The following is a 24,159-nucleotide window of genomic DNA, read 5'->3' on the forward strand; positions in this document are numbered from 1 at the left end:
CACCGGGCCTCCCCTAATCGCGACTTCCGGGATATACCCGGGCCCTCAATAGACTAACTATATAAGATCCGGCACAAATTCCACTTCTCCCCGGCCGGGTATTATCTCGCCGGCCACAAAAACCTCTTCCCCGGCGGCCTCTAATCGCGCCTTTACCCTGTCAGCGTCACCGGCCGCGACCACCGCCAGCATACCCAGGCCCATATTGAAGGTGCGGTACATCTCCGGTTCCGGCACCTTGCCGTTCTCCTGGATGAGGCGGAAAACGGGCGGTACCGGCCAGCTGCGCCGGTCCAGGCGCATGCTTAAACCTTGCGGCAGGATGCGCGGCGGGTTTTCCACCAGGCCGCCGCCGGTGATGTGGGCCAGGCCCTTGATTAATCCTTCTTTTAGTAATGGCAACAGAGAGGCTGCATATATACGGGTCGGCTCCAGCAATTCTTCCCCCAGGGCCCGGCCCAGTTCCGGCAACTGCCGGTCCAGGGTGTAACCGGCTTCCGCCAGCAAAACCCGGCGGGCCAGGGAAAAGCCGTTGGAGTGCAGGCCGCTGGAGGCCAGGCCCAGGACCACCTGGCCGGGCCGGATGCGGCTGCCGTCCAGGAGCTCCTCCCGCTCCACGACGCCGACGGCGAAACCGGCCAGGTCGTATTCATCCTCCGGGTAAAAGCCGGGCATCTCGGCCGTCTCGCCCCCGATCAGGGCGCAGCCGGCCCGGCGGCAACCTTCGGCCACCCCGGCGACGATTTGGGCCACTTTTTCCGGCACCATTTTCCCTACCGCCAGGTAGTCCAGGAAGAAGAGGGGCTCGGCCCCCTGGACCAGGATATCGTTGACGCACATGGCCACTGCGTCGATGCCGACGGTATCGTGGCGGTCCATGAGGAAGGCTATCTTCAGCTTCGTCCCTACCCCGTCCGTGCCCGCCACCAGCACCGGCTGCCGGTAACGGCCCGGTTCCAGGGCAAAAAGACCGCCGAAACCGCCCAGGTCCCCCAGGACCCCCGGCCGGAAGGTCCGGCGGACATGCTCCTGCATCAACTCTACGGCACGGTTGCCGGCGGCAATATCCACCCCGGCGGCAGCATAGGTCAGGCCTTCGCCAGCCACTATTATGCACCTCCTTCCAGGCTGTACTTGGACGCCTCCTCCGGGGAGGGGATGGGGATGGGATAGCGGCCGGAAAAGCAGGCGGCGCAGAAATTTTCGGCCCCCCGGCTTACGGAACGGAACAGCCCCTCCAGGCTCAGGTAATAGAGGCTGTCGGCCCCAACGTGGCGCCGGATGTCTTCCAGGGAATACCGGGCGGCAATGAGCTCGCCCCGGGCGCTGGTATCGATGCCATAATAACAGGGGTATAAGACCGGCGGCGAGGCCGCCAGCAGGTGAACCTCCCGCACCCCGGCCTGGCGCACCATTGCCACAATGCGGCGGCTGGTAGTCCCCCGGACAATGGAATCATCGATGATAATAACCCGTTTATCTTTCAGAATTGACTTGATGGGATTGAGTTTCAAGCGCACGCCCAGGTCGCGCATCTCCTGGGTGGGCTGGATGAAGGTCCGGCCCACATAGCGGTTTTTCATCAACCCTTCGATAAAGGGTAAACCCGCCGCCTCGGCGTAACCGGCGGCGGCGGCAATGCCGGAATCCGGCACCGGGATCACCACATCGGCCGCCACCCGGTACTCCCGGGCCAGATTGCGGCCCAGCTCCCGCCGCACCAGGTTGACGGTCTCACCGTCCAGGATGCTGTCGGGCCGGGCAAAGTAGACGTATTCAAAAATGCAGTGGGCGCTGTGGGGCGCCCGCCGTCCCTGGATGGAGCGCACCCCCTGGCTGTCGATGACGACAATTTCCCCGGGCTCAATGTCACGGCAAAAAGCGGCGCCCACGGTATCCAGGGCGCAGGACTCGGAGGCCAGCACCCAGGCCTCCCCCATTTTCCCCAGGCACAGAGGCCGGACGCCAAAGGGATCGCGGACACCAATGAGCTTTTCCTCGGTCATCACCACCAGGGAATAGGCGCCCTCCAGCTCGTCCTGGCAGCGGCGCAGGGCCGCCTCAATGGGCTCCTGGCTGTAGCGGGCGATAAGATTGACAATAACTTCGCTGTCAGTAGAAGACTGGAAGATGGAGCCCCTGGCTCCCAGCTCCCGCCTCAGCCGGTTGGCATTGGTCAGGTTCCCGTTATGGGCAATGGCCACCATACCCCTGAGGTAGCGGAAAACCAGGGGCTGGGCATTGACCAGGGAACTCGCCCCGGTAGTAGAATAGCGCACATGGCCGATGGCCAGGTTGCCCTTTAAAGCCCGGAGGTTGTCCTGGTTAAAAACCTCCGCCACCAGCCCCATGCCCTTGTGGACGGCAATATGGCGGCCGTCGGCTACGGCAATCCCGGCGCTCTCCTGGCCCCGGTGCTGCAGGGCGAAGAGGCCATAATAGGCCAGGCGGGCCACATCCTTGCCCGGGGCATAGATGCCGAAGATGCCGCACTCTTCATGCCAGGGCGACCGGTCCCGGGATAGATCCCTTTCCCTCACCGGGCCATCAAAGCCGGTATGCTCTCCCGCCATTGCTTCTCCATCTCCCCCAGGCTGAGATTAAACACCGTCCTGCCGTTTACCCTTACCGCCAGGGCCCGGCCGGCAGTACGGCCGATGACCGCCGCCGGCAGGCCCTTCTCCCGGGCCATGGCCAGCACCCTGTCCCGGGCTGCCGGCGGGACCGCCAGCAACACCCGCGACTGGCTTTCGCTGAAGAGGAGGTAATCCGGCCGGAGACTGCTTGCCAGTTCCACCACGGCGCCCAACCCGCCGGCCAGGGCACTTTCAGCCAGGGCCACGGCCAGGCCCCCTTCGGCGCAATCGTGGGCCGCCGTCACCAGCCCGGCGGCGATGGCCTGCCGCACAACTTCCTGGACGGCGGCTTCCCGTTCCAGGTTAAGGCCCGGCGGCCGCCCGGCCACCAGACCGTGGACAACGGCCAGGTATTCGCTGCCGCCTATCTCCGGGCAGGTTTCTCCCAGGAGAATGAGGACATCATCCTCCCGGCGCCAGGCCAAAGCGCAGCGTTTTTCAATATCAGTGATGAGACCCACCATACCCACCACCGGCGTGGGATAGATGGCCTCCCCTTCTGTTTCATTGTAGAAACTAACGTTGCCTCCCGTTACCGGCGTCTGCAAGGCCTCGCAGGCCCGGCTCATACCGGTTACGGCCTGGTAGAACTGCCAGGCGACTTCCGGCTTTTCGGGATTGCCGAAGTTCAGGCAATCAGTAAGGCCCAGGGGACGGGCGCCTACACAGGAGAGATTGCGGGCTGCTTCAGCCACGGCAATGGCCCCGCCCGTTTCCGGGTCCAGGTAGCAGTAGCGGCCGTTACCGTCCACCGTCAGGGCCAGGCCCTTGCCGGTTCCCTTAATCCTTAAAACCGCAGCATCGCCGCCAGGGCCGGCCACCGTGTCCGTGCGCACCATGTAGTCGTACTGGCGGTAAACCCATTCTTTGCTGGCTATATTTGGTGCCGCCAGGAGTTTTAAGAGCACTTCCCCGTAATCTCCCGGCTCCGGCAGGTGGCTGAGGTCCACATGCTGTAATTTATCCAGGTAAGCAGGCCGGCGCCGTTCCACCTCGTAGACTGGGCACTGGTCCGTTAAGGCCCGGGCCGGTACCTCGGCCACCACCCGGCCGCCCTCTTTAATGCGCATGATACCGTCGTCCGTCACCCGGCCGATAACCACCGCCTCCAGGCCCCAGCGCCGGCAGATGGCCTGGACCCTTGCTTCAGCACCTTTTTTGGGCACCAGGAGCATGCGTTCCTGGGACTCCGAAAGCATCACCTCATAGGGGGTCATGCCCTCCTCCCGCCGGGGCACCAGGGCGACGTCGATTTCCATACCCGTCCCGGCCCGGGCCGCCATTTCACAGGAAGAGCTGGTAATCCCCGCCGCGCCCATATCCTGCATGCCAATGATTAAATCTTCTTTAATAATATCCAGGCAGGCTTCGATGAGGAGCTTCTCCCGGAAGGGGTCCCCTACCTGGACGGAGGGCCGGCGTTCCTCGGAAGCCTCGCTCAATTCCTCAGAGGCAAAGGTGGCACCGTGGATGCCGTCGCGGCCGGTGCGGGCGCCCACCAGCATGACGGCATTGCCCACCCCGGCGGCGCGGCCGCGGCGGATATCTTTTTGCTCAATAAGGCCCACGGCCATGGCGTTGACCAGGGGGTTGCCGGTATAAGAAGGATCGAAGTAGACTTCCCCAGCCACCGTGGGCAGGCCCAGGCAGTTGCCGTAAAAGGCAATGCCGGCCACCACGCCGCCCATGAGGTAACGGGTACGCGGGTCATCCAGGGGGCCGAAGCGGAGGGAGTCCAGGACTGCAATAGGCCGCGCCCCCATGGCAAAGATATCGCGCACGATACCCCCCACGCCGGTGGCCGCTCCCTGGAAGGGCTCAATGGCCGAAGGGTGGTTGTGGCTTTCGATTTTAAAGACTACCGCCTGGCCGTCGCCGATGTCGATAATGCCGGCGTTTTCCCCCGGCCCCTGGAGAACCCAGGGGGCTTTCGTAGGAAATAGCTTTAACACCGGCCGGGAGTGTTTGTAGCCGCAGTGCTCCGACCACATGACGGCAAACATGCCCACTTCCACATAATTGGGCTCGCGGCCCAGGATTTCTTTAATACGTTCAAATTCCTCGTCCGTGAGGCCCATCTGCCGGTAAACTTCAGGCTCCAAGGCGCTCCCCCCTCTGCCACCAGTCAACTATGGAAGCAAAAAGCTCCCGTCCGTCGGTACCGCCCAGAAGGCTTTCGGCACAGCGTTCCGGGTGGGGCATCATGCCCAGGATATTGCCCTCCCGGTTAATAATGCCGGCGATATTGCCCACCGAACCGTTGGGATTGGCCGCCGGCGTCACTTCTCCGTCCGGAGCGCAGTAGCGAAAGATAATCTGCCGGTTAGCCTCCAATTCGGCCAGGGTGGCGGCGTCGGCATAATAGTTGCCTTCACCGTGGGCAATGGGAATGCGGATGACCTGGCCCTCCCGGAAGCGGTTGGTAAAGGGGGTGGCGTTATTTTCCACCCTTAAATAGGTCCACTGACAGCGGAACTGGAGGCAGTCATTGCGCCGCATGGCCCCCGGCAGGAGACCGGCCTCCAGGAGGATCTGGAAGCCGTTGCAGATGCCCAGCACCAGGCCGCCGGACCTGGCAAAGTCAATGACTGCCGGCATAATGGGGGCAAAGCGGGCAATGGCCCCGGCCCGGAGGTAATCGCCGTAGGAAAAGCCGCCGGGCAGCACCAGGCAGTCGTAACCCGCCACATCGGTATCGCCATGCCAGAGGTAGTCCACCGGCTGGCCCAGGACCGCCCCCAGGACGTGGTAAACATCCTGGTCGCAGTTGGAGCCGGGAAAGACGATAACGCCGAACTTCATGGTTGTTCCTCCAAAATAGGATTCTACCATAAATGGTGCCTTCTGGTAGGACATATCCCCGCCCTAACGCCCAGGCAAATTGTAAGCGTTCCCCGGCGTGGGCGTCACCCCCTGGGCGACTCCTCCGTGGATAGGCCAGCTGGTTCTTCCAGTGTATAGCGGTACTGTTCGATCACCGGGTTGGCCAGGAGCCGCCGGCACATCTCCTCTACCTGCCGCCCGGCTTCCTGCCGGTCATCCAGGTCCAGCTGCACTTCCAGGTATTTACCGACGCGCACCGCAGTTACCCCCTCATACCCCATGGCTTTGAGGCCGCCCATGACAGCCTCACCCTGGGGGTCGAGGACGCCGGGCTTTAAGGTAACGTAAATTTTAGCCAGGAGCATAATTATCGTCCCTCCAAATTTATTGCAGCAACTTTTCCACCCGGCTTAACACTTCTTCATAGGCGTCTTCGACGCCGCCCAGGTCGCGGCGGAAGCGGTCCTTGTCCAGTTTTTCCCCGCTGGTGCCGTCCCAGAAGCGGCAGGTGTCGGGGGAAATCTCATCGGCCAGGAGGACATGGCCGTGGAAAAGGCCAAACTCCAGCTTGAAGTCCACCAGGACCAGGTCGGCTGGTTGCAAGAATTCCGTCAGCAGCTCATTAACCTTCCAGGCGTAGCTTTCCATTTCTTTAATCTGGGTGTCGGTGGCCAGCTCCAGGGCGGCAATGTGGTAGTTATTAATCATGGGGTCATGGAGGGCATCGGATTTATAATAAAACTCCAGCACCGGGCGCTTGAGGGGTGTCCCTTCCGCCAGGCCCAGGCGTTTGGCCAGGCTACCGGCAGCAATGTTCCGGGCCACCACTTCTACTGGGATGATTTCTACCGCCCGCACCAGGAGTTCCCGGGGACCAGTCTGTTCAATAAAATGGGTGGGGACGCCCCGGCGGGAAAGCACCTGGAAAAACAGGGCCGACAGACGGGCATTGATCTCGCCCTTGCGGGCAATGGTGCCTTTTTTCAGGCCGTCAAAGGCCGTGGCGTCGTCCTTGAATTCTACCAGGTACCGGTCGGGGTCACCCGTGCGGTAGACCCGCTTGGCTTTACCTTCATATAATAGTTCACTCTTAACCGGCATGCTAATCCCTTCCTTACAAAAATAATTTTACCGCACTGGCTTTGTCTTTGCTCGGACCAAGTCCTTCGCTTTAGATAAAACCCACCCGGAATTTTCATGCTTTCGATGGTTGCGTTTCGCTGCCATGAGGGGCTCCGCTTCTCGCCCGTCGGCCCCGGCCTGGAATTACTCCAATCCCGCGCGGCGGAAGATGTAGTCCACGTGGCGCAGGTGGTAGTCGTAATCAAATAAAGCCTCAATCTCCTTCGGGTCCAGGCGGCTCGTAATATCCTGGTCCTTTAAGACCAGTTCTTTAAAGGGCTGGCGTGTCTGCCAGGCCTGCATGGCATTGCGCTGCACCCAGGCGTAGGCTGTCTCCCGCAGGACGCCTTTGTTCACCAGGGCCAGGAGGAGCCGCTGGGAAAAGACCAGGCCGTGGGTGGCTTCAAGATTCCGGCGCATATTCTCCGGGTAGACATTGAGGCCGGCTATCATCTCGGTGAATTTGACCAGCATGTAGTCCAGCAGGATGGTGCTATCGGGAATAATCACCCGCTCGACGGAGGAATGGGTGAGATCCCGCTCGTGCCAGAGGGCGATATTTTCCATGGCCGCCAGGGCATTGCCCCGCAACACCCTGGCCAGGCCCGCCACCCGCTCGCACATGATGGGGTTGCGCTTATGGGGCATGGCCGAGGAACCCTTCTGCCCTTGAGCAAAGGGCTCTTCAACTTCTAAAATATCTGTCCTCTGGAGGTTGCGGATTTCCGTGGCCATTTTCTCCAGGGAACTGCCGATGACGGCCAGGGTGGCCAGGAACTGGGCGTGACGGTCGCGCTGGATGATCTGGGTGGAAACGCTGGCCGGTTTAAGACCCAGGCGCCGGCAGACGTGCTCTTCCACCCGGGGATTGATATTGGCAAAGGTGCCGACGGCGCCGGATATCTTGCCGACACTGATCATTTCCCTGGCCTGTTCCAGCCTGGTTATATGCCGGTCTACCTCCATGACCCAGAGGGCCATTTTCAGGCCAAAGGTGGTGGGCTCGGCGTGGACACCGTGAGTGCGGCCGATCATCAGGGTGTATTTATGTTCGCGGGCCTTTTTGACCAGTTCGGCCCGCAGTTCCCACAGGCGTCTGAGGAGCAGGTCGGCGGCGTCCCGCATCTGCACCGCCAGGGCCGTGTCCAGGACGTCGGAGGAGGTCATGCCCAGGTGAATATACTTGGAGGCGTCACCCACCTTCTCCGCAACGGCAGTGAGAAAGGCCAGGACGTCATGGCGGGTGGTGGCTTCAATTTCATTGATCCGGTCAATGTCAAAATCGGCCTTGGCCTTGATCTCTTCCAGGGCGGCCGGCGGGATCTGGCCGAGCTCGGCCCAGGCTTCGCAGGCATAGATCTCAATAGCCAGCCAGGTGCGGAATTTGTGTTCTTGTTCCCAAATTTTCCCCATTTCCGGCAAGGTGTAGCGTGCAATCATTTTTTCCCCTCCCGTAAATAACCCTCGATGCCCAGCTGCGCCAGCTTAGCATCCCGGGCCGCCACTTCGCGGGCCAGCTCTGCTTTATAGGCCGCCAGGCGCGCCTTTAGCTGCGGGTCGTGGACGGCGAGGATCTGGGCCGCAAGTATTGCGGCATTGGCCGCCCCGTCTATGGCCACGGTGGCCACCGGGATGCCTTTAGGCATCTGTACCATGGCGTAGAGGGAGTCCACCCCGCCCAGGGCCGCCGTCTTGATTGGAACGCCAATGACCGGCAGGGTGGTCACGGCTGCCAGGACACCGGCCAGGTGGGCCGCCCCGCCGGCGCCGGCGATGAGGACTTTGAGCCCCCGGCCGGCTGCATTGCGGGCGTATTCCAGGGCAGCATCGGGCGAGCGGTGGGCGGACAGAATCCTTACTTCATAAGGAATCTGGAAGCGCTCCAAGAAGCTTGCGGCCTGGGCCATAACCGGCAAATCGGAGTCGCTACCCATAACGATACCAACATGTGCCAGGTTCATCAAATTTCTTCTCCTTCCTTATATTTTAGCATTTATTTTATCAGCCCCCTTTATCCTTTTTGCTACCGGCCTGTATTTAAATATAATTTAACTCTCCCCGCCGGCTTCTCCCCACTTTCTCTCCGCTTTCACTCCGATTTCTGAACATAAGGATCATAAAGCACAATTTAAATTCCCTCTTGCCGGCCGGCAAACTAAACTAAAGAACCCAGGCCGGGGTAGGTCATGCAACACTGAAACCTACCCGCCTGGGTTTTTATCCCTCCGGTGTAGCACGAAAGTGCCTGTACCACTCGGACCTGGCCGCGAAATAACCTTCGCGCGGAACCCTGAGGTACACTTTCAGGCTGTAGCCAGGGCAATTTACGGTTGCCCGGTAGAAACTTGGGAGCCCTATTCCCCCAATTATACAGGCCACTACCATATTTACTTTTCGCCCCCATAATAGCAAAAGGGATAACAACTGTCAATAATAAGCTTTCATGCTATCCTAATTGTTCTTTAGAAGGGCGTCGTACGAAGGCAACCCCGCTATTCCCTGGTGACCAGCACCTGCTGCCTGGTTTCTGACCAGTGGACCTTGTACCCCAGGGCCTCGGCGACATAGCGGGCCGGGAGGAAAACCCGATCGTAACGGTTCAGGGGGGCTACATCCAGGGTTTCCCGGCGGCCGTCGCGTTCCATTTCCGCGCGGCCGGGATAAAACTTCAGGATATGGCCGGCGCTGCTCAAAGTCACCGTTTGGCTGGCGGGGTCCCAGCCAATCCCCGCCTCGGGAACACCCAGGGCCAGGGCCAGGTAGCGCAGGGGGACGTAGGTACGGCCGTTTTCCAGCAGAGGTGCGACATCCATCTCTTGCACCTGGCCGTTGCTGCTGTAACTTTTTTGCCCCAGGGTAAAGATGGCCACCGGCACGGCGCTTCCATAAATAGTAAAGGCGCGGCTCACTGCTTCCCGGCCCTGGCTGTCATAGGCCTTAACTATGAGGCTCCCTTCACCGGGCAGGCGATTGAAGTCAATGGTCAACTGGTAGGGCGGGCTGGTAGGGCTACCCAGAAGCTCGCCATTTAAGTAATATTCCACCCTGCTGATGAAGGGGTCGTAAAGCTTGACGGCGGCCCCTAGGGTGACTGCCCCCCGGATGGCCATGTGGTCCTCGAGTTCCCGGTAGGTTCCGGGTGCCTCCTGGCCGACCTGTTCCAGGTAGTGGGGGCCGGCGATGGCCTCCCGGTAGGCGGTCAAAACCTCCGGGTTGTCGTCCAGGCGGTAATCGCTCACCTTCGCCTGGGTGTAGAGGGGGTCGCTTTCGTTGAGATCAAAGTAGACCACAGCCTTGACCCGCGGGTAGAGGAGGGGCAGGGTGCGGTAGAATTTACGAATGTTGAAGGCGGCCCAGCGGCTGACATCGGCCCGGCCGGGGCTCAACACCGTGTGGGCAATGCCGAACTCGCCCACCATCAGGGGCTTGCTGCCGGCGAAAATGCGGTACCAGTAGTCCAGGCGTTGCAGGGGATCAAGTCCAGCTCCCGGCTGGTCGGCGCGGCCGCTCAGGTAGTAGTCGCTGTAGAAGTTGACGCCCACCCAGTCGACATAGTCATCGCCTGGGTAATACTCCAGGGCCGCGGCTTTGACCCCCTCCGGCTGGACGATATCAAAGGGGTTCCAGACCATGGCCACGTTGGGGGCTTCCCGGCGCATTATGGTAGCCGCCCGGCGAAACCAGGAGACGTAGGCAGCGGGGTCGCCATGCCAGGCGTTGGTGCCCTCCATGTTCATTTCCGAGGCGAATCGGAGAAAAACAGGGATTTTAACGGCGGCGAGCTCCCGGGCGATGGCTGTCAGGTCCTCCTCCCGCAGGCCCCCCAGGCCGCCGTTGGGCTCCAGGGCCAAGACCAGGCCCGCGCCGGGCACCTGCCGGGCTTTCTCCATCGCATCCCGGGGTAAAACAAAGTTGCCCGGCCCGTAGATGTGGCCGTAGCCTAAATAGAGGGCGTGCTGGCGACCGTAAAGGTCTTTGACCCGGTTGTAGTCGTTCCCGGCAGGCCCCCGCTCTTCGTAAAGGCCCAGGTAGACACCGGCAGCCGGCTCAAATTTAGCCAGGGTTATCCGCCCAGGGTCCGGCACCGGGATAAAGAGGCGCAGCACCGATTTCAGGCTTTCGCCCCGGGCCGTATCCTCCCAGGCCCAGTCAGGTTTCCCCGCCTGCTGAAAGAGGGCGACCTCCTTCACGTAGGCGGCCCCGGCCTCGCCCAGTTTCCCCTGGCGGTCGCAGAGGCGGAAGATCTTCTGCCAGGCCAGACCGGCGTTGAGCAGGTCGCCGCTGGCCTCAAAAGCAGCGGCGGCGTTGCGGTAGAGGCTTTCGGCCGTGGCCGGGTCACCGGCCTCCAGTTCCCCGGCGCGCTGGTAGTCCTGCCAGGGGTCGGCCCAGGCGGCTGCTGGCGGGATCAGCAACAAGAATAAAAGGATGACAACTATACGCAGCGATACCTTCATGCCTGACCATCACCTGCTCTTTTTTTGTGGTAATTCGTTCCTAATTTTAACACAGGAGCAGGGAGCAGGAAAGGTAACTATGGTGATCCGGTTATATCCCACTAATTAAGTGGCAGGCCTTCTACTTGAAGTGCCGGCGTTATGGCAGCCGAAGTTTACCCTCTATGTCGCAGGTTACAAGGGGAAGCTCCTCCCCTAAGAGAAGCCTCCCCTTTTGCTTACTTCTCTACCAACTGGCGCATTTCTTCATAGCCCTGCTTCTCCAGCTCCGCCGCGCTCTTGAACTGGTCCCACTGTTCCTTTATGAAGTCGTAGGTAGAACTCCAATTATTGAGCGGGCACGTGATTACATTGTATTTGGCCGGTTCAACTTATATACATGTATGCCCACCTGTCTTTCTGCCGGCACTGTGTTTGACGCCCAATAATTTAAGCGTTACTTGTTTTCCGGCTGTACTGTTTTCCCGGTAAAGGCATCCACATAATAAAAGTCGGGCCCGGGAGCCGGGATATAGACGAGGTAGGGGGAGGGGGCTTTCTGGTCAAAATACTCGGGCCAGATGTAAACCAGCTTCAGGGGATGCTGTTTTAAAAACTCGGCTTTGGCCGTTTCGGCCGGCACCACGTTCCGGTTGTCAGGCAGGGGAACGGGCGCACCACTTATGCCGTTGTGAAAGCCAACGATCTTCCCGCTCAGGGCGTCTACCCGTACAGAGAAGGCACGGTCCATAACCGGCACGCCCTGGTGGACCTGGTTAAAGGTAAACGAGATTACCGGTAGGGGGCGTTCCTGATCTTTCAGCTTGCTCTTGTCTACCCAGGCGGGAATCCTTTCTTCTACCTCCGGGTACACCTGCATTTCCAGCTCTGCCGGCCCTGCTGGCAGGTATTTTTGCAGGAATTGCACCGCCGTGTTCTGGGCGGCTTCCCGGGAAACAGTAGCTTTCTGGCCGCGTCCGGATTCGTCCTGGAGGTTATAGCTTATAACCTCTCCGGTGCTGGCATTGGTGATCAGGTGCACATAGCGCGCCTGGCGCAACACTGGTTTGCCGTCCGCCCCTTTTTGAGGTATGGTGCTCCAGGTATAACTTTTCTGTTTGATCTCCCGATCATTAAAAGATTCCACATCGCTGGCTCCGTGAAACTGCATGCCCGTCAGGTCAAGGCCAAATGTTTCTGTCAGCAGCTTGGCGGCTTCTTCCGGCGTCCTGGCGATCAATTGTCGGCCCTCGCCCTGCAGGGTGATGCGCTGGGATTTGGGAAGGGAGGGCAGGAATTCGGCCAGGGGTTTCCCCGTCAGGGCATCGATGGGGGCCAGGGATGCAGGCGCATAAACCAGTGCCGGCCCGGTTTCGCCCTTTTCCGGTTTAAACACACCATAAAAAGGTTGATGTTCAAGATAAAAAAGTTTCATTTCCAGCATCCCGGCAAAGGCCTTTTCCGCTTCTTCCCGGGTTACGGCCCTGGAAGGATCGGGGAATTTGGCCTGATCAATTCCTTCTTCCCTTTGCCGGTAGAAGTTGATGATGTGGCCGAAAACGTCCACCCCCACCCTAAAGCCGCTGTTGTTCATAAGGGGAACTCCATTGACCAGCCGGTAGTAGGGTACGTTGGCTTCGGCCCAGTAGATTTTATTGCCTTTTTCATCAGCGCTGCCTCCACCGCCAAAGCCCATATCGTCACCCTGTACATAGTCCTTTATTTTGTCCCCCAGGATCTGCCGGGCAAAGGCCGCCGCCTTTTCCCTGGCCAGGGCGGGGGAGGGAACCTTTTCCGAGGCCCAGGCCGGGTTCTGGAAGTTGTAACTGAGCAGTTCTCCCGTGGCGGTGTCAAAGGTGAGGTAAGCGTAGGCGCCCTGGATACCCCCGTCCGTGCCCGGGGTACGGTTACCCAGCATTACGAACCAGGCTTTGCCACCTTCGTCCGCTACATCCTGCACGGACAGTTCTTTCAGTTCCGGTACAGCATGGTAAACCTTTTCCAGGGCCTGTTTCTGGGCTGCGGTGAGCACCAATTTTTGTGCTTCCGTTATCCCCTGTGGCGCTACCGTCCGTACTCCGCCACCGACGCCCGTTGCTTGAACAACGGACGCCGGTTTTTCCGCCGCCCAAACCGGGGAAGCCAGCAGCATGCCGGCGGCCAGCACAGCGGCGGCCATACCCTGCACTTTTTTCACCTGCATCTCCTCCTTTAAAGGATAAAATTTTGGGTTCAGTTATATGGACTGTTTGGAACGGGGAATGTAACGCGTAAATTACATTGATCCGGCCAGATTTTTCTTTGGCCGCTGATGCTTAAACATCCATGGTGATTCGCCTCCTTTTCCCCCCGGGCAAAAGCAGGCGGGCGCTCCAGTGCAACAGCAGGACGCCGGCGGCCAGGGAGACCAGGGTGTAAACGGCCCAGCCGGGCAGGCCGAAATTTACCCCCGTGGGAATCCCATTTTCTCCCAGGATCTGCATTAAAACAAAAACGGGGTTGATGTCCTGTAAAAATTCCACCACCCAGGCCAGAAAGGCCGGGTGCCAGGTTTCCGGGCTTATACCTCCCCGGGCCTGCAGCCGGTTCATTTCATGCAGAAACACCGCCAGAAAACCGGTGCCCGCCGCCAGGGCGAAGGCCAGGCCGTAGGTCGTGACGGTACTTACGCCCGTTCTTTTAAAGAAAGAAGAGCAGGCCACGCCTATGCAGCCAAAGAGAAAGATGGTCACCAGGTAGAAGCCGAAAACCCCCAGCACCTGTGCCGGGGCGATGCCGCCGTACATAAAAACGATGCTGTATAGGGGCAGGGTGGCCACCACCAGCAGCACCACAAAGGCGCAGGCAGAAACCAGCTTGCTCCAGATGATCTGCCGGGGGGTGAGCCGGGTGGTCAGCAGTACATTCAAGGTCTGCCGCTCCCGTTCCCCGCTGATGACGCCGGCGGTGAGGCCCGGCACCACGAAGCCTAGCAGGACCAGTTGGGTGACGCTGAGCATGATGAACAGGCTGCGGCTGCGGTCGGGTTGGAAAATGCCCGGGGAGCCCCGCCAGCTCAGGTACATGAACCCCAGGACGAAGGCGCCGATGACCAGCAGGTAAAGGGCCAGCAGCCACGCCGTTTTCCCGGTGCGGAACCGCTGGCGCAGCTCTTTGAGCAAAACCGGGTTAATTTCCGCCATTATCTTCAACCCCCTCAGCGGTGACGGCCATAAAGGCTTCCTCCAGATTGCGCCGGACTTCGGTGAATTCCACCACAGGCCAGCCACCGCTGACCATGGCCTGTAAGAGGGCGGCCTGTTCCGCCTGGTTCCCGTCGAAAAGGAACCGGACCTCCTGTTCATCCGCCAGGGTTTCACTTACCCCGGGCCGGGTGGCCAGAAAGCCCGCCAGTTCCCCCGCCCGGTCCAGCACTGCCACCCGCATTTGCCTGGCACCCCGGGAAACGGCGGTGATTTCCGCCACCGTGCCCGCGACCACCAGCCGGCCTGCCTCCATAATGGCCACGGCATCGCAGATCTCCGCCAGCTCCGGCAGGATGTGGGAGCTGATCAATACCGTTTTACCCAGGTGTTTCAAGTGCCGGATAATTTCCTTCATCTCCGCCCGGGCCCGGGGGTCCAGGCCCGAGGCCGGTTCGTCCAGGATCAGCACCTTGGGGTCGTGCACCAGGCAGCGGGCCAGGGCCAGCCGCTGCTTCATCCCCCGGGAAAGGGAGTCCACGTATACGTCGGCCTTATCCGGCAAGTTGACCAGTTCCAGAAGGGTCCTGACCAGGCCGGGCCGCCGGTGGGCGGGGATGTGATGGGCGGCGGCAAAAAACTCCAGATATTCCGTCGCCCGCAGGCCGTCGTAAACACCGAAGAAATCGGGCATATAGCCGATTATGCCCCGCACCTTTTCCGCTTCCTCCACCACGTCCAGGCCGTTCACTGTGGCCGTGCCCGCCTCGGGGAGCAGCAGGGTGGCCAGGATGCTCATGGCCGTGGTCTTGCCGGCGCCGTTGGGACCGATGAGCCCGTAAACCAGCCCCCGGCCGATTTCCAGGCTGAAATTGTCCAGCGCCCTGGTGGCCCCGAAATTTTTATATATCCCATTAAACCGGATCATCAGGAAACCACCCCTTCCACCGCCAGGCCGGGCCATGCCGGGTAAGGCCCCCGGGATTCTCCCGTCACTTTGAGCCAGACCTGGTTATGGGATAGATACCGGGACAAATCCGCCGATCCGATCCTTTTGCCGCCGTCGGGCAGTTGTTCCCACCGCCCCTCCCGGTGGTTGTATATTTCCACCGGCAGGTTGAACTGCCCTTTAGCATATTGAATATCCAGGGCTGCGATCTGAAAATTCCTGCTGATCCCCGCGTCGTCTAGATCATAAACCAGGTGGACCTTTTGATCGTCAATTGCAATGTTTTCGGGTGAAGGGCTCCGGCCAGGCATAAGGAATTCACCGGTGCGCGGTTTGATCAACCCTGCCGGAAGATAAAACCGGCCAGCCGCATCCAGCGGGATGGTCTGTTTCACCAGCACCAGGCCGTAGTCCGCACGCCGGCCGCTTTTTCCCGCCACCGCAAAAATACCCGGCGACCCGTCGTGCCAGCCGATAAACTGTATACCAGCCGGACGCCCGGAATCACCGTAAATGATTTCATTCAACATCATCCGTTCCCGGAAATAAGGATCCCCCGGCCGGCCCGGCTTGCCCACGCCCAGCGCGGCCAGTAGCATTTCCGGGTCGGCGGGCGGATTAACCCCTTCCAGTTTTTCCTCGATATGTGCCGTATCCCCCGCCGGCAGGTTGCCTGCCGGGATCACCCGGCTACCCAGGATCAGCTTGCAGTCCCGCAGGTCCAGGCCGGTCCTGTTCACCAGATCCCCTTTGATGCTGTTCCCCTCCAGGTAGAGCCGTCCTGCGATGCTTCCCAGGTCCCGCCGCAGCCCCAGGGCGTAAACCTGCCGCAGGGAATTGTACTGAACGTTACCGAAGTTGACCGTGGTGGTATCTTTATTCTGCTGTACCAGGACCGCTGTCCGGTTGGTGCCGCCCGAGCTAGGACCGGCCAGCATGCCCGGGGCGGCCTGGACGGTGAGATCCCCGCCCCGGGTGGTTACCACGGAAGCCCCCGCCCGCACCTCGGCCATTTCCGGTGAAAGAATTTCCACCGCGGCCAGGGTCTGGGTCAGGTAACCCTGGATGCGGCCGGCGGGGGCCAGCAGGTAAAAACAGCCGGCGGCCACCAGCGCCCCCGCCGGCACCAGCGCCCAGGCCCAGTCCCGGCGGTCGGCCCGGTGCAGGAGGAAGTAAAGCAGCGGCCCCACGGCGGTTGCGTATACCAGCCACAACAGGGCCAGCACCGGCACCGGCGGCCCCGCCAGCCGGGGTATATAGGCGCTGGCAGCCACCAGGGAGGCCACCGCCGGGTCCCCGGTCGGGTAAGGGCCCTGCGGAAGGAGGACCTTTATACCCGGTCCCGGGATGGTGCTGTTCAGCAGGGCGGACCACACATCCCGGGCTTCGCCGCCCAGGTCCCCCGGAGCAGCGCCGCAGTAAAGCACTTCCCCCCGGCCCAGGGGCCGCCGGGCCAGCACCGGGACGCCGTTTTCCACGGCCAGGGCCTTGCCGGCCACCAGCCGGCCGGCAGCCACCTGCAGGGGCCCGCCGGAGCGCAGGCCCTCCAGCTTGCCGGCCACCACCTGCCTGCCGCTGACCTGCACCGGGCTGACATCGGCAAAACTACCCCCTTCACCGGCTCCCGCGCCGCCCAGCAGTACCAGCGAGCCGCCCAGATACACCCATTCCTTCAGGGCTTTGACCTGTTCCTGGCTTAAACGGGACACGCCGGCAGGTCCGATCATGATAATGTCCGCCGCGCTTAGGAGCAGGCTGTCCCCGGGCAGTTCGCCGGGGGAGAGGTATTTCAATGTGGCCAGGGAGCCGGCTCCCCGGGAAAGCCAGTCCTGCAGGCCGCCCCCGGTCACATCTTCACCCAGGGCCAGGATCACCATACGGCCGTCGTCCACCGCCACCCCTTCCACCCGGGATTCGGCCAGTACCTGCCCGCCGGAAACCAGCCGCACCACCGGCTTCACGGAGGCCAGTTCCCCCGGGATCACCAGGCGATACTGCCCGCTGGCACCCGCCGGCACGTCCACATCTGTGGCCACCCGGGCCAGATCGGGACGGCGCCTTTCCGGCCGTTCCTCGTCCTGCTCCACCGTAATGGTTCCCGCAAATCCCGGCCCGGGGTTGTCCACGGTTATTACCAGTTCCAGGTGCAGGTTTACCTTATACAGGCCGCCCAGGCCGGGGCGCACCTTCATTTCCACCGGGGCCGCGGCAAGGGAAGGCAGCGCCCCCGCCAGCAGGGCCGTGGCCAGGACGGCCAGAATAAAGACGTTGCTGAAAAACCGCATTTTCCCTCTCACTGCTTTTCACCCCGCCCGGTTGTTTTTTCCCGCAGTTCCACCTGCACCAGCGCCACTGTTCCTCCATCCCGGCGGGCCACCAGCAGGGTTTTGCCGTCGGGGCTGAAGTGCATGCTTTGATAATTGTTCAACTGGTCCAGGAGGAGCGTCCTTGGTTCCCGCACCCCTTCCATTTCCAGCTGCCGCAGCCAGTTCAATTCGGTTACCCCCGGTGTGGTATCCGGGGCCAGGAGCAGCCGGTCGGTGGACAGGGTCTGGTTTTCTTTCTGTTTGGGGAGCCTTTCCCCCAGGAGTTCCGGGTTGATGGTCCTGATTTCCTCCTGGCGCTGGCGCACAGTGAACAGAGGCGAGCCGTCCCGGCTGTAGGTCAGCACCCGTTCGGTGGTTTTCGCCCGGATAAAGGCCAGGTACCCCCGGGGACTCCAGGCAGGCTGCCGCCCTCCGGTCAGCCGGCGGGCATCCCCGCCGCCGGGAGTAACCAACCACAGTTCCGGTTCACCGGCAGGACCGGCCCGCTCCACCGCCAGCCGGGACCCGTCGGGAGACCAGGCCGGATTCCTGCCGGGGCCCAGGGATACCGGCTCCTTACCGCCGGTCAAGAGGAAGATCTCTTCTTTCCCGCCGGGTTCCTCCATGGAATAGGCCAGGGTTTTGCCGTCGGGCGACCAGGCCAGGCCGGCCGGGTTTTTCCCCTTATCTACCTTTAAAAGTACGGCGGCACCGGCCAGGGCCCTTTCCACCTGCGGGGCGGCCTCCGGCGCCAGGGGAACCGCTGGCATGGCCGCCCTGATAATCTCCGCCTCCCCGGTTTCATACCGCCGCACCAGCGCCAGCTGATCGCCGGAGGGGGTGAGGGCGGGCCAGGCATAGGACTGGCCCCCGGGGGGCTTTACTATGCCGGTCTGGTTGCCGTACTGGTCCAGCAGTAACAGGGCACCGCCCCTGACGGCCAGAAAGCCCCGCCCCCGGGGTGCGCAGGCAAATTCCAGGGGGCTGTCCTCCAGCCAGAAACGGCTGATTTCACTGGTGGTTCCTGCCTCCAGGGTTTTGGGTGCCAGGGCGGACCACCACAGCCAGTACCCGGCTGCCAGGAGCAGTACCGCCGGGAACAGCCAGAAATATTTCGGCCACCGGCCCTTTCCGGCGGGTTGGGCCGGAGATGGCGGCGTCCCTTCCCCGGCGGAGGTGGCCCCGGGCTGCGGTGCTCCCTCCGAGGTGGAGGCGGCTCCAGGCCGTTGTGTCCCGCCGGCCCCTTCCGCCGCCTGCATCTGAAGCAGCCGCGCCCGCAACTCTTCCCGCAGCCGCGTGTTCACCGGCACGGTTTGGCGCACCCTGCGCATGTGGATTAAAAGTTCGCCCAGGGAGCTTTCATCAGGGATCAGGTCCGTTTCCTCCCGGCCCGTTCCTTTATGGCGCCGGGGGTCCAGCGGGGTAACCTTGTCCGGATTATTGCCGTTATGCGTTCTATTGCCGCCCAATCCCCTCTACCTCCTCCCTGTCTTTTGCATAATTGGCCCGCAGCGCCTTCAGCGCCCGGTGATGAATCATCCGCACCGCCGCGGTGCTTTTCCCCAGCACCTGGGCAATCTGGCTGAACTTTAGCTCCCCGGCGTACCTTAAGGAAACCACGTCCCTTTGTTCCGGTGACAACCGCCGCAGCATGTCTTTGAGCTGTCGCACCTCTTCGGAACGCAAAAGCTCCTCCTCGGGACCGGACGGCGCCGCCTCCAGATAAGACATTTCCTCTTCCGTAAATACCCTTTCCCGGCGCCCCCGCAGGTAGTCCACATAGGCGTTGTGGGCGATGCGAAAGAGCCAAACCGCAACGGGAGCATCGCCCCGGTATTTAGGAAAGTTTTCCATAGCCTTCAAAAAGACCGCCGCGGTAAGGTCGTCGGCGTCCCAGGGATTATCCATGCGGTAGCGTAAATAGCGATTTACGGCGTCAAAGTACCGGTCGTATAGCTCCGCGAAGGAAGCCCGGGTGCCCCGTTCATTTTCATCTCTTTTGTGCAATAGATAAGCACTCCCCCGGGATTTTCCGCGCAACCCCAGCCCGTTCCGGACCGGAAAAAGAGGGTTGGCGGAAGTTCCCTCTACTTTCTTTATCCAGGTGCCTGCAGCACACATTCCCCATTGCCTTTCCCTAACTAGTAGACGAACAAACCATGGAAAAAGTAACAGCAAAGGGAATGGTAGACAAAAAAATGTGTGGTAAAATAAGGGATATTCTGTAAGGGTTCCCTGCGTGCAAGCGAAAAATTCTCGTGGCCCGGAAAAAGTTGACATCCAACTCTCTCAATAAGGTCCCAAAATTTCCGCAAATCTCTTTAATTCAGCTTTTTTATTTTTCAACGAGGATGGTGATTGATAATAATACCTATATGCGTCTATATCTGGGAATGTACTGTGTGTAGTTACCCTCGGGCTCCAACCTCTCCTGAAGCAGAGTTCCGGCAGCTTCTTGAACCCCTACTCATATCTGTTCTCTTACTTATAGACGAAAGGAACCACTACTTGGTTCCCTCCGCTAAAATCTTCTCCGTTTCCGTTACCCCGTAAGATGGGGAGTCATTTCCCGACCAGATATTTTCCAAGTCGTGGAAGATGTTATGAGCGGTTACCAGCGGCTTACGATTTATTATCGATGATTTTCTTACTTCTACAAACGCCTTGTTACCATCCTCGATAAACGCTTCGACAGCAGGTATGTCCTTGAATTCTTTTATTCCCGCTACAGCGCTTTCCCACTCTTTTCCCAGTTCAGAAATCTCCTTCTTTAGCCGGTTGAGGGAAATAGTCTTACTTTCATCTTCCGGCCAGAAATAAAGGTTAAGCCACTTGTGAGCAGACGTGATTACGTTTAACACAGGAGAAAAGGTATCACCAACGAGTTTTTTAACGTCCTCTGGAGATTTATCCTCAATTTTATCAGGAGAAATACCTAATCTTTCCTCAAGCTCGTTGATGATTAGCGAAACCAGAGAGATAGTGAGAGGGCCTCTAGCTTTCCCATTGGCGTCAACTTTAACCGTACTACCATCAGGTAGCGTTCTTTGTACCGGGTGCTCTGATTTATTACCGACCAGTAATTTGATACGTTCGCTTAACGAAGATTTTGGAACACCCGGAGGATAAGGTATTCCCAATACCTCCGGAGCAACCAGCCGGATAGCTGCCACAGTAACACTGAGAACCGCTATTACGGTAATGGTTATTTTATGCCAGCGTTTCACAAAAGTCACCTCCTTGGTATTACGCTAGTTCTCAAGGCATCCCACATCTCACCGGTCACCAGACCTAAGCGCCAGATGGCAATACCGTCAAGGCCGTACCGCTTAGCGATGCCCACCTTGATTAGATTGCTTCCCTCCGTTTCTGTGGGAACTGAAACACCAGTCGAGGTTTACTCCTTGGTACAGCCTCGCTTCTCCCATTATACCATTAACCGCCCTGGTCATGGCAACCTCAGACCCCCTTGTAAACAGCCCCCGGGTATAGCCTTTACCCCAGCCTTTTAATCACCTCCCGAATCTGCGAACCGCCCCTGACAAAATTAATCCAGGCCCTGGTTCCTTACGGCCTGCTGGTAACCCTGCTGCTGGGGCGGCCGTTCCTGCGGCGTATCCCGGTAGCAATGGGCCGCCCCGGCTGCGCCGGCAGGTACTTACCGTTATCAAGGGGGTTAATCATGCTCCCGCAGGCATGTATAAATCCAGGGCTCACCGCCGGTTATGGCCAGGAGTTGCACCACCTGCAAAACTTTCCTTCCCCGGCAAAAATTACGCCGCCCAAACTTATACTTTCTTAATATTTCTCCACCACTTTTATGTTTTAATATAAGGGGGGAGGGACAAACCCTGCTACATTTCTCAGGAGGTGCTTTGATGTTTCGTCGTCACAAGTTAAGATACTTGCCCTTCATCTTCGTCCTGGCCGCACTGGTGGTTTTTCCCCTGGTGGCCCGGGCCATGAACTACCCGGTGCAGCCCGGCGATACCCTGTGGCTGATTGCCCGGCGTTTTGGTACCAGTGTAGATGCTCTAAAAAGCAGTAATAATTTAAGCAGCGATATTATTTATCCAGGCCAGAACCTTTATATCCCCGATGGGGCTGTAGCAAATACCCCCGACTACACCCCCCTGAAGAAGCAAATTGAGGACTACCTGGCCGGCCAGCCGGGAACTTACGGCGTCTACTTTAAAGACCTCATTTCCGGCCAGTCCTTCGGCATCAATGCCGACACCCCCCTGCCTGCAGCCAGCACGGTAAAGCTGCCGGCCGTCCTGTTTATCAATCACCTGGTCGCCCAGGGCAACCTGGACTGGCAGCAAAAGCTGACCTATAACAGCGCCACCGACTACCAGGGCGGCAGCGGCATCCTGCAGTTCAGTGTCAAAGATGGGGATAAGCTTACCTTAAGAACCTTAACCACCCTGGCCATTACTACCAGCGACAATATTGCCTACAATATGCTGCGCAATTTTGTCGACAAGGGCAGTATTGCGAGTTTTATGCGGAGCCTGGGTGGCCAAACCGTCTTTCCTGACGGCCAAAACTTGAGCACAGCCCGGGATATGGCAACCTATGTCCAGGCCGCCCTGGACTTTGCTAAAGTCAACCCCGACGGCCGCCGGCTCCTGGACGACATGGCCAATGGTATTTACAATGAAGGCATACCCTTAAAGATCCCCGACGGCGTTACCGTGGCCCACAAGGAAGGGTTCATCTGGGGCAGCCCGGCTGATGCCGGCGCCGTCTTTGGCTCCCGGCCCTTTATCGTCACCGTCCTCTCCCAGGGAGTCGAAGATCCTGACAAGGGCTTTGCCAATATAGCCACCATCACGAAAATGATGTACGACTACCAGGAAAACCTGGCCCGGAATTAGTAAAGGGTAATGATAAAAAGCCCCCGGCCGGCGCTTTAACGCGCAACCGGGGGCTTTAATGCAAGCGCGGGTCTAGGAGCCTGCTGACCAATCCCCACTTTTCAAGGGTTTAAGCACAGGTGGAGCTTGACACCGCCTTTAGTCTTGTGAAACCCGGCCTAGCGGTACTTGGTCAGGTAAATATATACTTCCATAGGTAATACTAGTGAGAAGGATACAAAAAATATACATCGAAAATATTAATTTAGTACACAATGAAAAAAATTTGTGCGCTTACCGGTTAATTGTTCCTGTTGTAAACTCACAATAAGGATCCTGCTGTAATCAACCCGCCTCGCTTCGCCCGGCGATTTCCGGGCGGGTTGAAGGGAAGAGGAATGCAAGTCCTGTAAAAAAAATTTATACTAGCCGAAAAATGACGCAATCCGTAAATCATTGCCGGTCGGGAGGAGGGCGGTTACAATGCTGGTGCTGAGTTTGAGCGAAAGAGTGAAAGATCTCCAAATAAAAAAGAAGATGGAAAAGGAGCTTCTCCAGAGACTGTTAAACTCTTTTTCTTATGCCACGAAGATGTTTTCCGCCATAACAGATTTAGAAGGAAATTGCCTTCTCTCCTCCGAGCAGGGTGATTGCGAGTTCTGCCAGCTGGTTAAATCGAGTCCCAGTGGAATGGCGCGTTGCCGGAGCTCTTATGCCTGGGCCGGGGAACAGGCCCTCAAATGGAAAGAGCCCTATATTTTCAAGTGCCATGCCGGCCTTATCTCTTGGGTCTGTCCTTTTTTCCACAGAGGTAAACATATCGGGAATTTTATCTGCGGCCAGGTGATGATGTGGCAGCCCGCCGAATTCTGTCATCACTGGATCAGGGAACTAGCGGGTGAGATAGGGCAGGACCCCGACGTTTTATTGCATTCCTTAGACAGGGTTAAGTCGGTGACGTCGGTAGAGATACAGGCCGCGGCCGATCTGGTGTTTATCATTACCAGTTACGTAGCCAGGAGCGAGGGCGAGATCTTTGACTTCCAGCAAAAATTGCGAAGGGTCGGTTCCTGGATATGGGCGGAAAACAAGAAACAGAAGGATGCCGGGAGCCGGACCGCCGGGGGTAACACGGAGCAGGATCTGAACAAGCTAGGGAACCAGATCTTTATCGAGATCAGGCGAGCCAATATCGAGAAGGCAAAAAAGCTGCTAGAGCAGCTCGTCCTGCAGATTTTTATCCAGAGCAAGGGGCAGCTGGAAGTTATCAAGGGACGCAGCCTGGAGCTCCTGAGCTTCCTCATCCGCACGTCGACCGAATACGGGGTAAAGTTCGGGGAAGTAATCCACTTGAGCGATCTGAAACTGAAGGAGATAGATGAAGCCGACACCGTGGAGAAGGCCGTCCTCTGGCTTCTGGCAGTGGGAAACGCCTTCATCGAGTTGATAGCGGAAAAGAACTCTAGCGAGGGAGAGGACATCATCAACAGAGTTGTCGATTATATCCAGAAAAACTATAGTTCCGAGAGCCTCTCTGTTAAAGAAATCGCTAGAGCCAGCTACATTAGCCCGGCGTATCTGGGGCAACTATTTAAAAAGAAGATGGGCTATTCCCTCAAAGAGCACATTAACAAGGTGAGGATTGAGCAGGCGAAGCTCCTGCTCAGGCAAACCGAACAGACCATCGAGTCGGTTGCCGTACAGACAGGATTTAAAGAGCGCAGTTATTTCTGCAAGGTTTTCAAAAAAATCACCGGCTTGAGCCCCAACGAGTACAGGAGAAAGAATTTCTTTCCATTGGCCTGAATCCAAAAACTGCCCGTGCGAACACCGCACGGGCAGCTCGTTC

Annotated in this window: 18 protein-coding genes and 1 riboswitch; of the genes, 2 read left to right on the top strand and 16 right to left on the bottom strand. The window is 59.1% G+C overall.

The annotated features are described in order from the left end of the window. Positions 1–57: 57 nt before the first annotated feature. From purM to MOMUL_RS09280, 16 genes are all read right to left on the bottom strand, one after another. Positions 58–1,110: a phosphoribosylformylglycinamidine cyclo-ligase gene (gene purM / locus MOMUL_RS09205; RefSeq protein WP_062284345.1), complete on the bottom strand. Its 1,053-nt coding sequence runs from the start codon at positions 1,108–1,110 to the stop codon at positions 58–60. Beyond that, on the bottom strand, positions 1,110–2,573 hold the full coding sequence (gene purF, locus MOMUL_RS09210; RefSeq protein WP_084785566.1) for an amidophosphoribosyltransferase: 1,464 nt from the start codon (positions 2,571–2,573) through the stop codon (positions 1,110–1,112). Before purF ends, purM begins: the two co-directional genes overlap by 1 nt. Then, the gene (gene purL / locus MOMUL_RS09215; RefSeq protein ID WP_062284347.1) at positions 2,537–4,738 is read right to left on the bottom strand and encodes a phosphoribosylformylglycinamidine synthase subunit PurL; all 2,202 of its coding nucleotides are present in this window, start codon (positions 4,736–4,738) and stop codon (positions 2,537–2,539) included. The genes purF and purL overlap by 37 nt, the downstream gene beginning before the upstream one ends. Further along, positions 4,728–5,438 carry a phosphoribosylformylglycinamidine synthase subunit PurQ gene (purQ, locus tag MOMUL_RS09220; protein WP_062284349.1) on the bottom strand — a complete coding sequence of 237 codons (711 nt, stop codon included), beginning with the start codon at positions 5,436–5,438 and terminating at the stop codon, positions 4,728–4,730. The genes purL and purQ overlap by 11 nt, the downstream gene beginning before the upstream one ends. 104 nt (positions 5,439–5,542) lie before the next feature. After that, on the bottom strand, positions 5,543–5,824 hold the full coding sequence (purS, locus tag MOMUL_RS09225) for a phosphoribosylformylglycinamidine synthase subunit PurS (protein ID WP_062284351.1): 282 nt from the start codon (positions 5,822–5,824) through the stop codon (positions 5,543–5,545). Between the two features lie 19 nt (positions 5,825–5,843). After that, on the bottom strand, positions 5,844–6,560 hold the full coding sequence (gene purC / locus MOMUL_RS09230; protein WP_062284353.1) for a phosphoribosylaminoimidazolesuccinocarboxamide synthase: 717 nt from the start codon (positions 6,558–6,560) through the stop codon (positions 5,844–5,846). A 165-nt stretch (positions 6,561–6,725) separates the two neighbouring features. Continuing rightward, positions 6,726–8,021, bottom strand: a complete 1,296-nt coding sequence (gene purB / locus MOMUL_RS09235) for an adenylosuccinate lyase (RefSeq protein WP_062284355.1) — start codon at positions 8,019–8,021, stop codon at positions 6,726–6,728. Further along, positions 8,018–8,542, bottom strand: a complete 525-nt coding sequence (purE, locus tag MOMUL_RS09240) for a 5-(carboxyamino)imidazole ribonucleotide mutase (RefSeq protein WP_062284356.1) — start codon at positions 8,540–8,542, stop codon at positions 8,018–8,020. Before purE ends, purB begins: the two co-directional genes overlap by 4 nt. Before the next feature lie 330 nt (positions 8,543–8,872). After that, a riboswitch (purine riboswitch) is annotated at positions 8,873–8,975 on the bottom strand. Positions 8,976–9,073: 98 nt separating this feature from the next. Beyond that, positions 9,074–11,035 (bottom strand): stalk domain-containing protein, encoded by a 1,962-nt coding sequence (locus MOMUL_RS09245; RefSeq protein ID WP_062284358.1) that lies wholly within the window; start codon positions 11,033–11,035, stop codon positions 9,074–9,076. Between the two features lie 436 nt (positions 11,036–11,471). Beyond that, positions 11,472–13,211, bottom strand: a complete 1,740-nt coding sequence (locus tag MOMUL_RS09250; RefSeq protein WP_062284360.1) for a YcdB/YcdC domain-containing protein — start codon at positions 13,209–13,211, stop codon at positions 11,472–11,474. Between the two features lie 118 nt (positions 13,212–13,329). Continuing rightward, positions 13,330–14,196, bottom strand: coding sequence for an ABC transporter permease (locus MOMUL_RS09255; RefSeq protein WP_054936745.1), 867 nt, complete (start codon positions 14,194–14,196; stop codon positions 13,330–13,332). Next, positions 14,183–15,124, bottom strand: a complete 942-nt coding sequence (locus tag MOMUL_RS09260) for an ABC transporter ATP-binding protein (RefSeq protein WP_062284362.1) — start codon at positions 15,122–15,124, stop codon at positions 14,183–14,185. The genes MOMUL_RS09255 and MOMUL_RS09260 overlap by 14 nt, the downstream gene beginning before the upstream one ends. After that, entirely contained in the window at positions 15,124–17,430 is a 2,307-nt protein-coding gene (locus MOMUL_RS09265) for a DUF8725 domain-containing protein (RefSeq protein WP_062284364.1), read from the bottom strand. Before MOMUL_RS09265 ends, MOMUL_RS09260 begins: the two co-directional genes overlap by 1 nt. Positions 17,431–17,438: 8 nt before the next feature. Next, positions 17,439–18,920 carry a TolB family protein gene (locus MOMUL_RS09270; protein WP_062284365.1) on the bottom strand — a complete coding sequence of 494 codons (1,482 nt, stop codon included), beginning with the start codon at positions 18,918–18,920 and terminating at the stop codon, positions 17,439–17,441. Beyond that, complete coding sequence (locus tag MOMUL_RS09275; RefSeq protein ID WP_062284367.1) at positions 18,907–19,458, bottom strand: RNA polymerase sigma factor; 552 nt, start codon at positions 19,456–19,458, stop codon at positions 18,907–18,909. The genes MOMUL_RS09270 and MOMUL_RS09275 overlap by 14 nt, the downstream gene beginning before the upstream one ends. 497 nt (positions 19,459–19,955) lie before the next feature. Then, the gene (locus MOMUL_RS09280) at positions 19,956–20,678 is read right to left on the bottom strand and encodes a hypothetical protein (protein WP_062284369.1); all 723 of its coding nucleotides are present in this window, start codon (positions 20,676–20,678) and stop codon (positions 19,956–19,958) included. Between the two features lie 651 nt (positions 20,679–21,329). Between MOMUL_RS09280 and MOMUL_RS09285 the strand changes: the two genes are divergently transcribed. Further along, positions 21,330–22,331, top strand: a complete 1,002-nt coding sequence (locus MOMUL_RS09285) for a serine hydrolase (protein WP_062284370.1) — start codon at positions 21,330–21,332, stop codon at positions 22,329–22,331. A 462-nt stretch (positions 22,332–22,793) separates the two neighbouring features. Continuing rightward, positions 22,794–24,116, top strand: coding sequence for a PocR ligand-binding domain-containing protein (locus MOMUL_RS09290; RefSeq protein ID WP_062284372.1), 1,323 nt, complete (start codon positions 22,794–22,796; stop codon positions 24,114–24,116). Positions 24,117–24,159: the final 43 nt, after the last annotated feature.

This window comes from Moorella mulderi DSM 14980, assembly GCF_001594015.1.
In the GTDB taxonomy this organism is placed as follows: Bacteria; Bacillota; DSM-521; order Neomoorellales; family Neomoorellaceae; genus Neomoorella; species Neomoorella mulderi.

Excerpts from the sequence above, each read along its gene's own strand:
- purF (WP_084785566.1), bottom strand. The coding sequence starts at position 2,573 with ATGGCGGGAGAGCATACCGGCTTTGATGGCCCGGTGAGGGAAAGGGAT.
- purQ (WP_062284349.1), bottom strand. The coding sequence starts at position 5,438 with ATGAAGTTCGGCGTTATCGTCTTTCCCGGCTCCAACTGCGACCAGGAT.
- purS (WP_062284351.1), bottom strand. The coding sequence starts at position 5,824 with ATGCTCCTGGCTAAAATTTACGTTACCTTAAAGCCCGGCGTCCTCGAC.
- purC (WP_062284353.1), bottom strand. The coding sequence starts at position 6,560 with ATGCCGGTTAAGAGTGAACTATTATATGAAGGTAAAGCCAAGCGGGTC.
- purB (WP_062284355.1), bottom strand. The coding sequence starts at position 8,021 with ATGATTGCACGCTACACCTTGCCGGAAATGGGGAAAATTTGGGAACAA.
- purE (WP_062284356.1), bottom strand. The coding sequence starts at position 8,542 with ATGAACCTGGCACATGTTGGTATCGTTATGGGTAGCGACTCCGATTTG.
- MOMUL_RS09245 (WP_062284358.1), bottom strand. The coding sequence starts at position 11,035 with ATGAAGGTATCGCTGCGTATAGTTGTCATCCTTTTATTCTTGTTGCTG.
- MOMUL_RS09255 (WP_054936745.1), bottom strand. The coding sequence starts at position 14,196 with ATGGCGGAAATTAACCCGGTTTTGCTCAAAGAGCTGCGCCAGCGGTTC.
- MOMUL_RS09260 (WP_062284362.1), bottom strand. The coding sequence starts at position 15,124 with ATGATCCGGTTTAATGGGATATATAAAAATTTCGGGGCCACCAGGGCG.
- MOMUL_RS09265 (WP_062284364.1), bottom strand. The coding sequence starts at position 17,430 with ATGCGGTTTTTCAGCAACGTCTTTATTCTGGCCGTCCTGGCCACGGCC.
- MOMUL_RS09285 (WP_062284370.1), top strand. The coding sequence starts at position 21,330 with ATGTTTCGTCGTCACAAGTTAAGATACTTGCCCTTCATCTTCGTCCTG.
- MOMUL_RS09290 (WP_062284372.1), top strand. The coding sequence starts at position 22,794 with ATGCTGGTGCTGAGTTTGAGCGAAAGAGTGAAAGATCTCCAAATAAAA.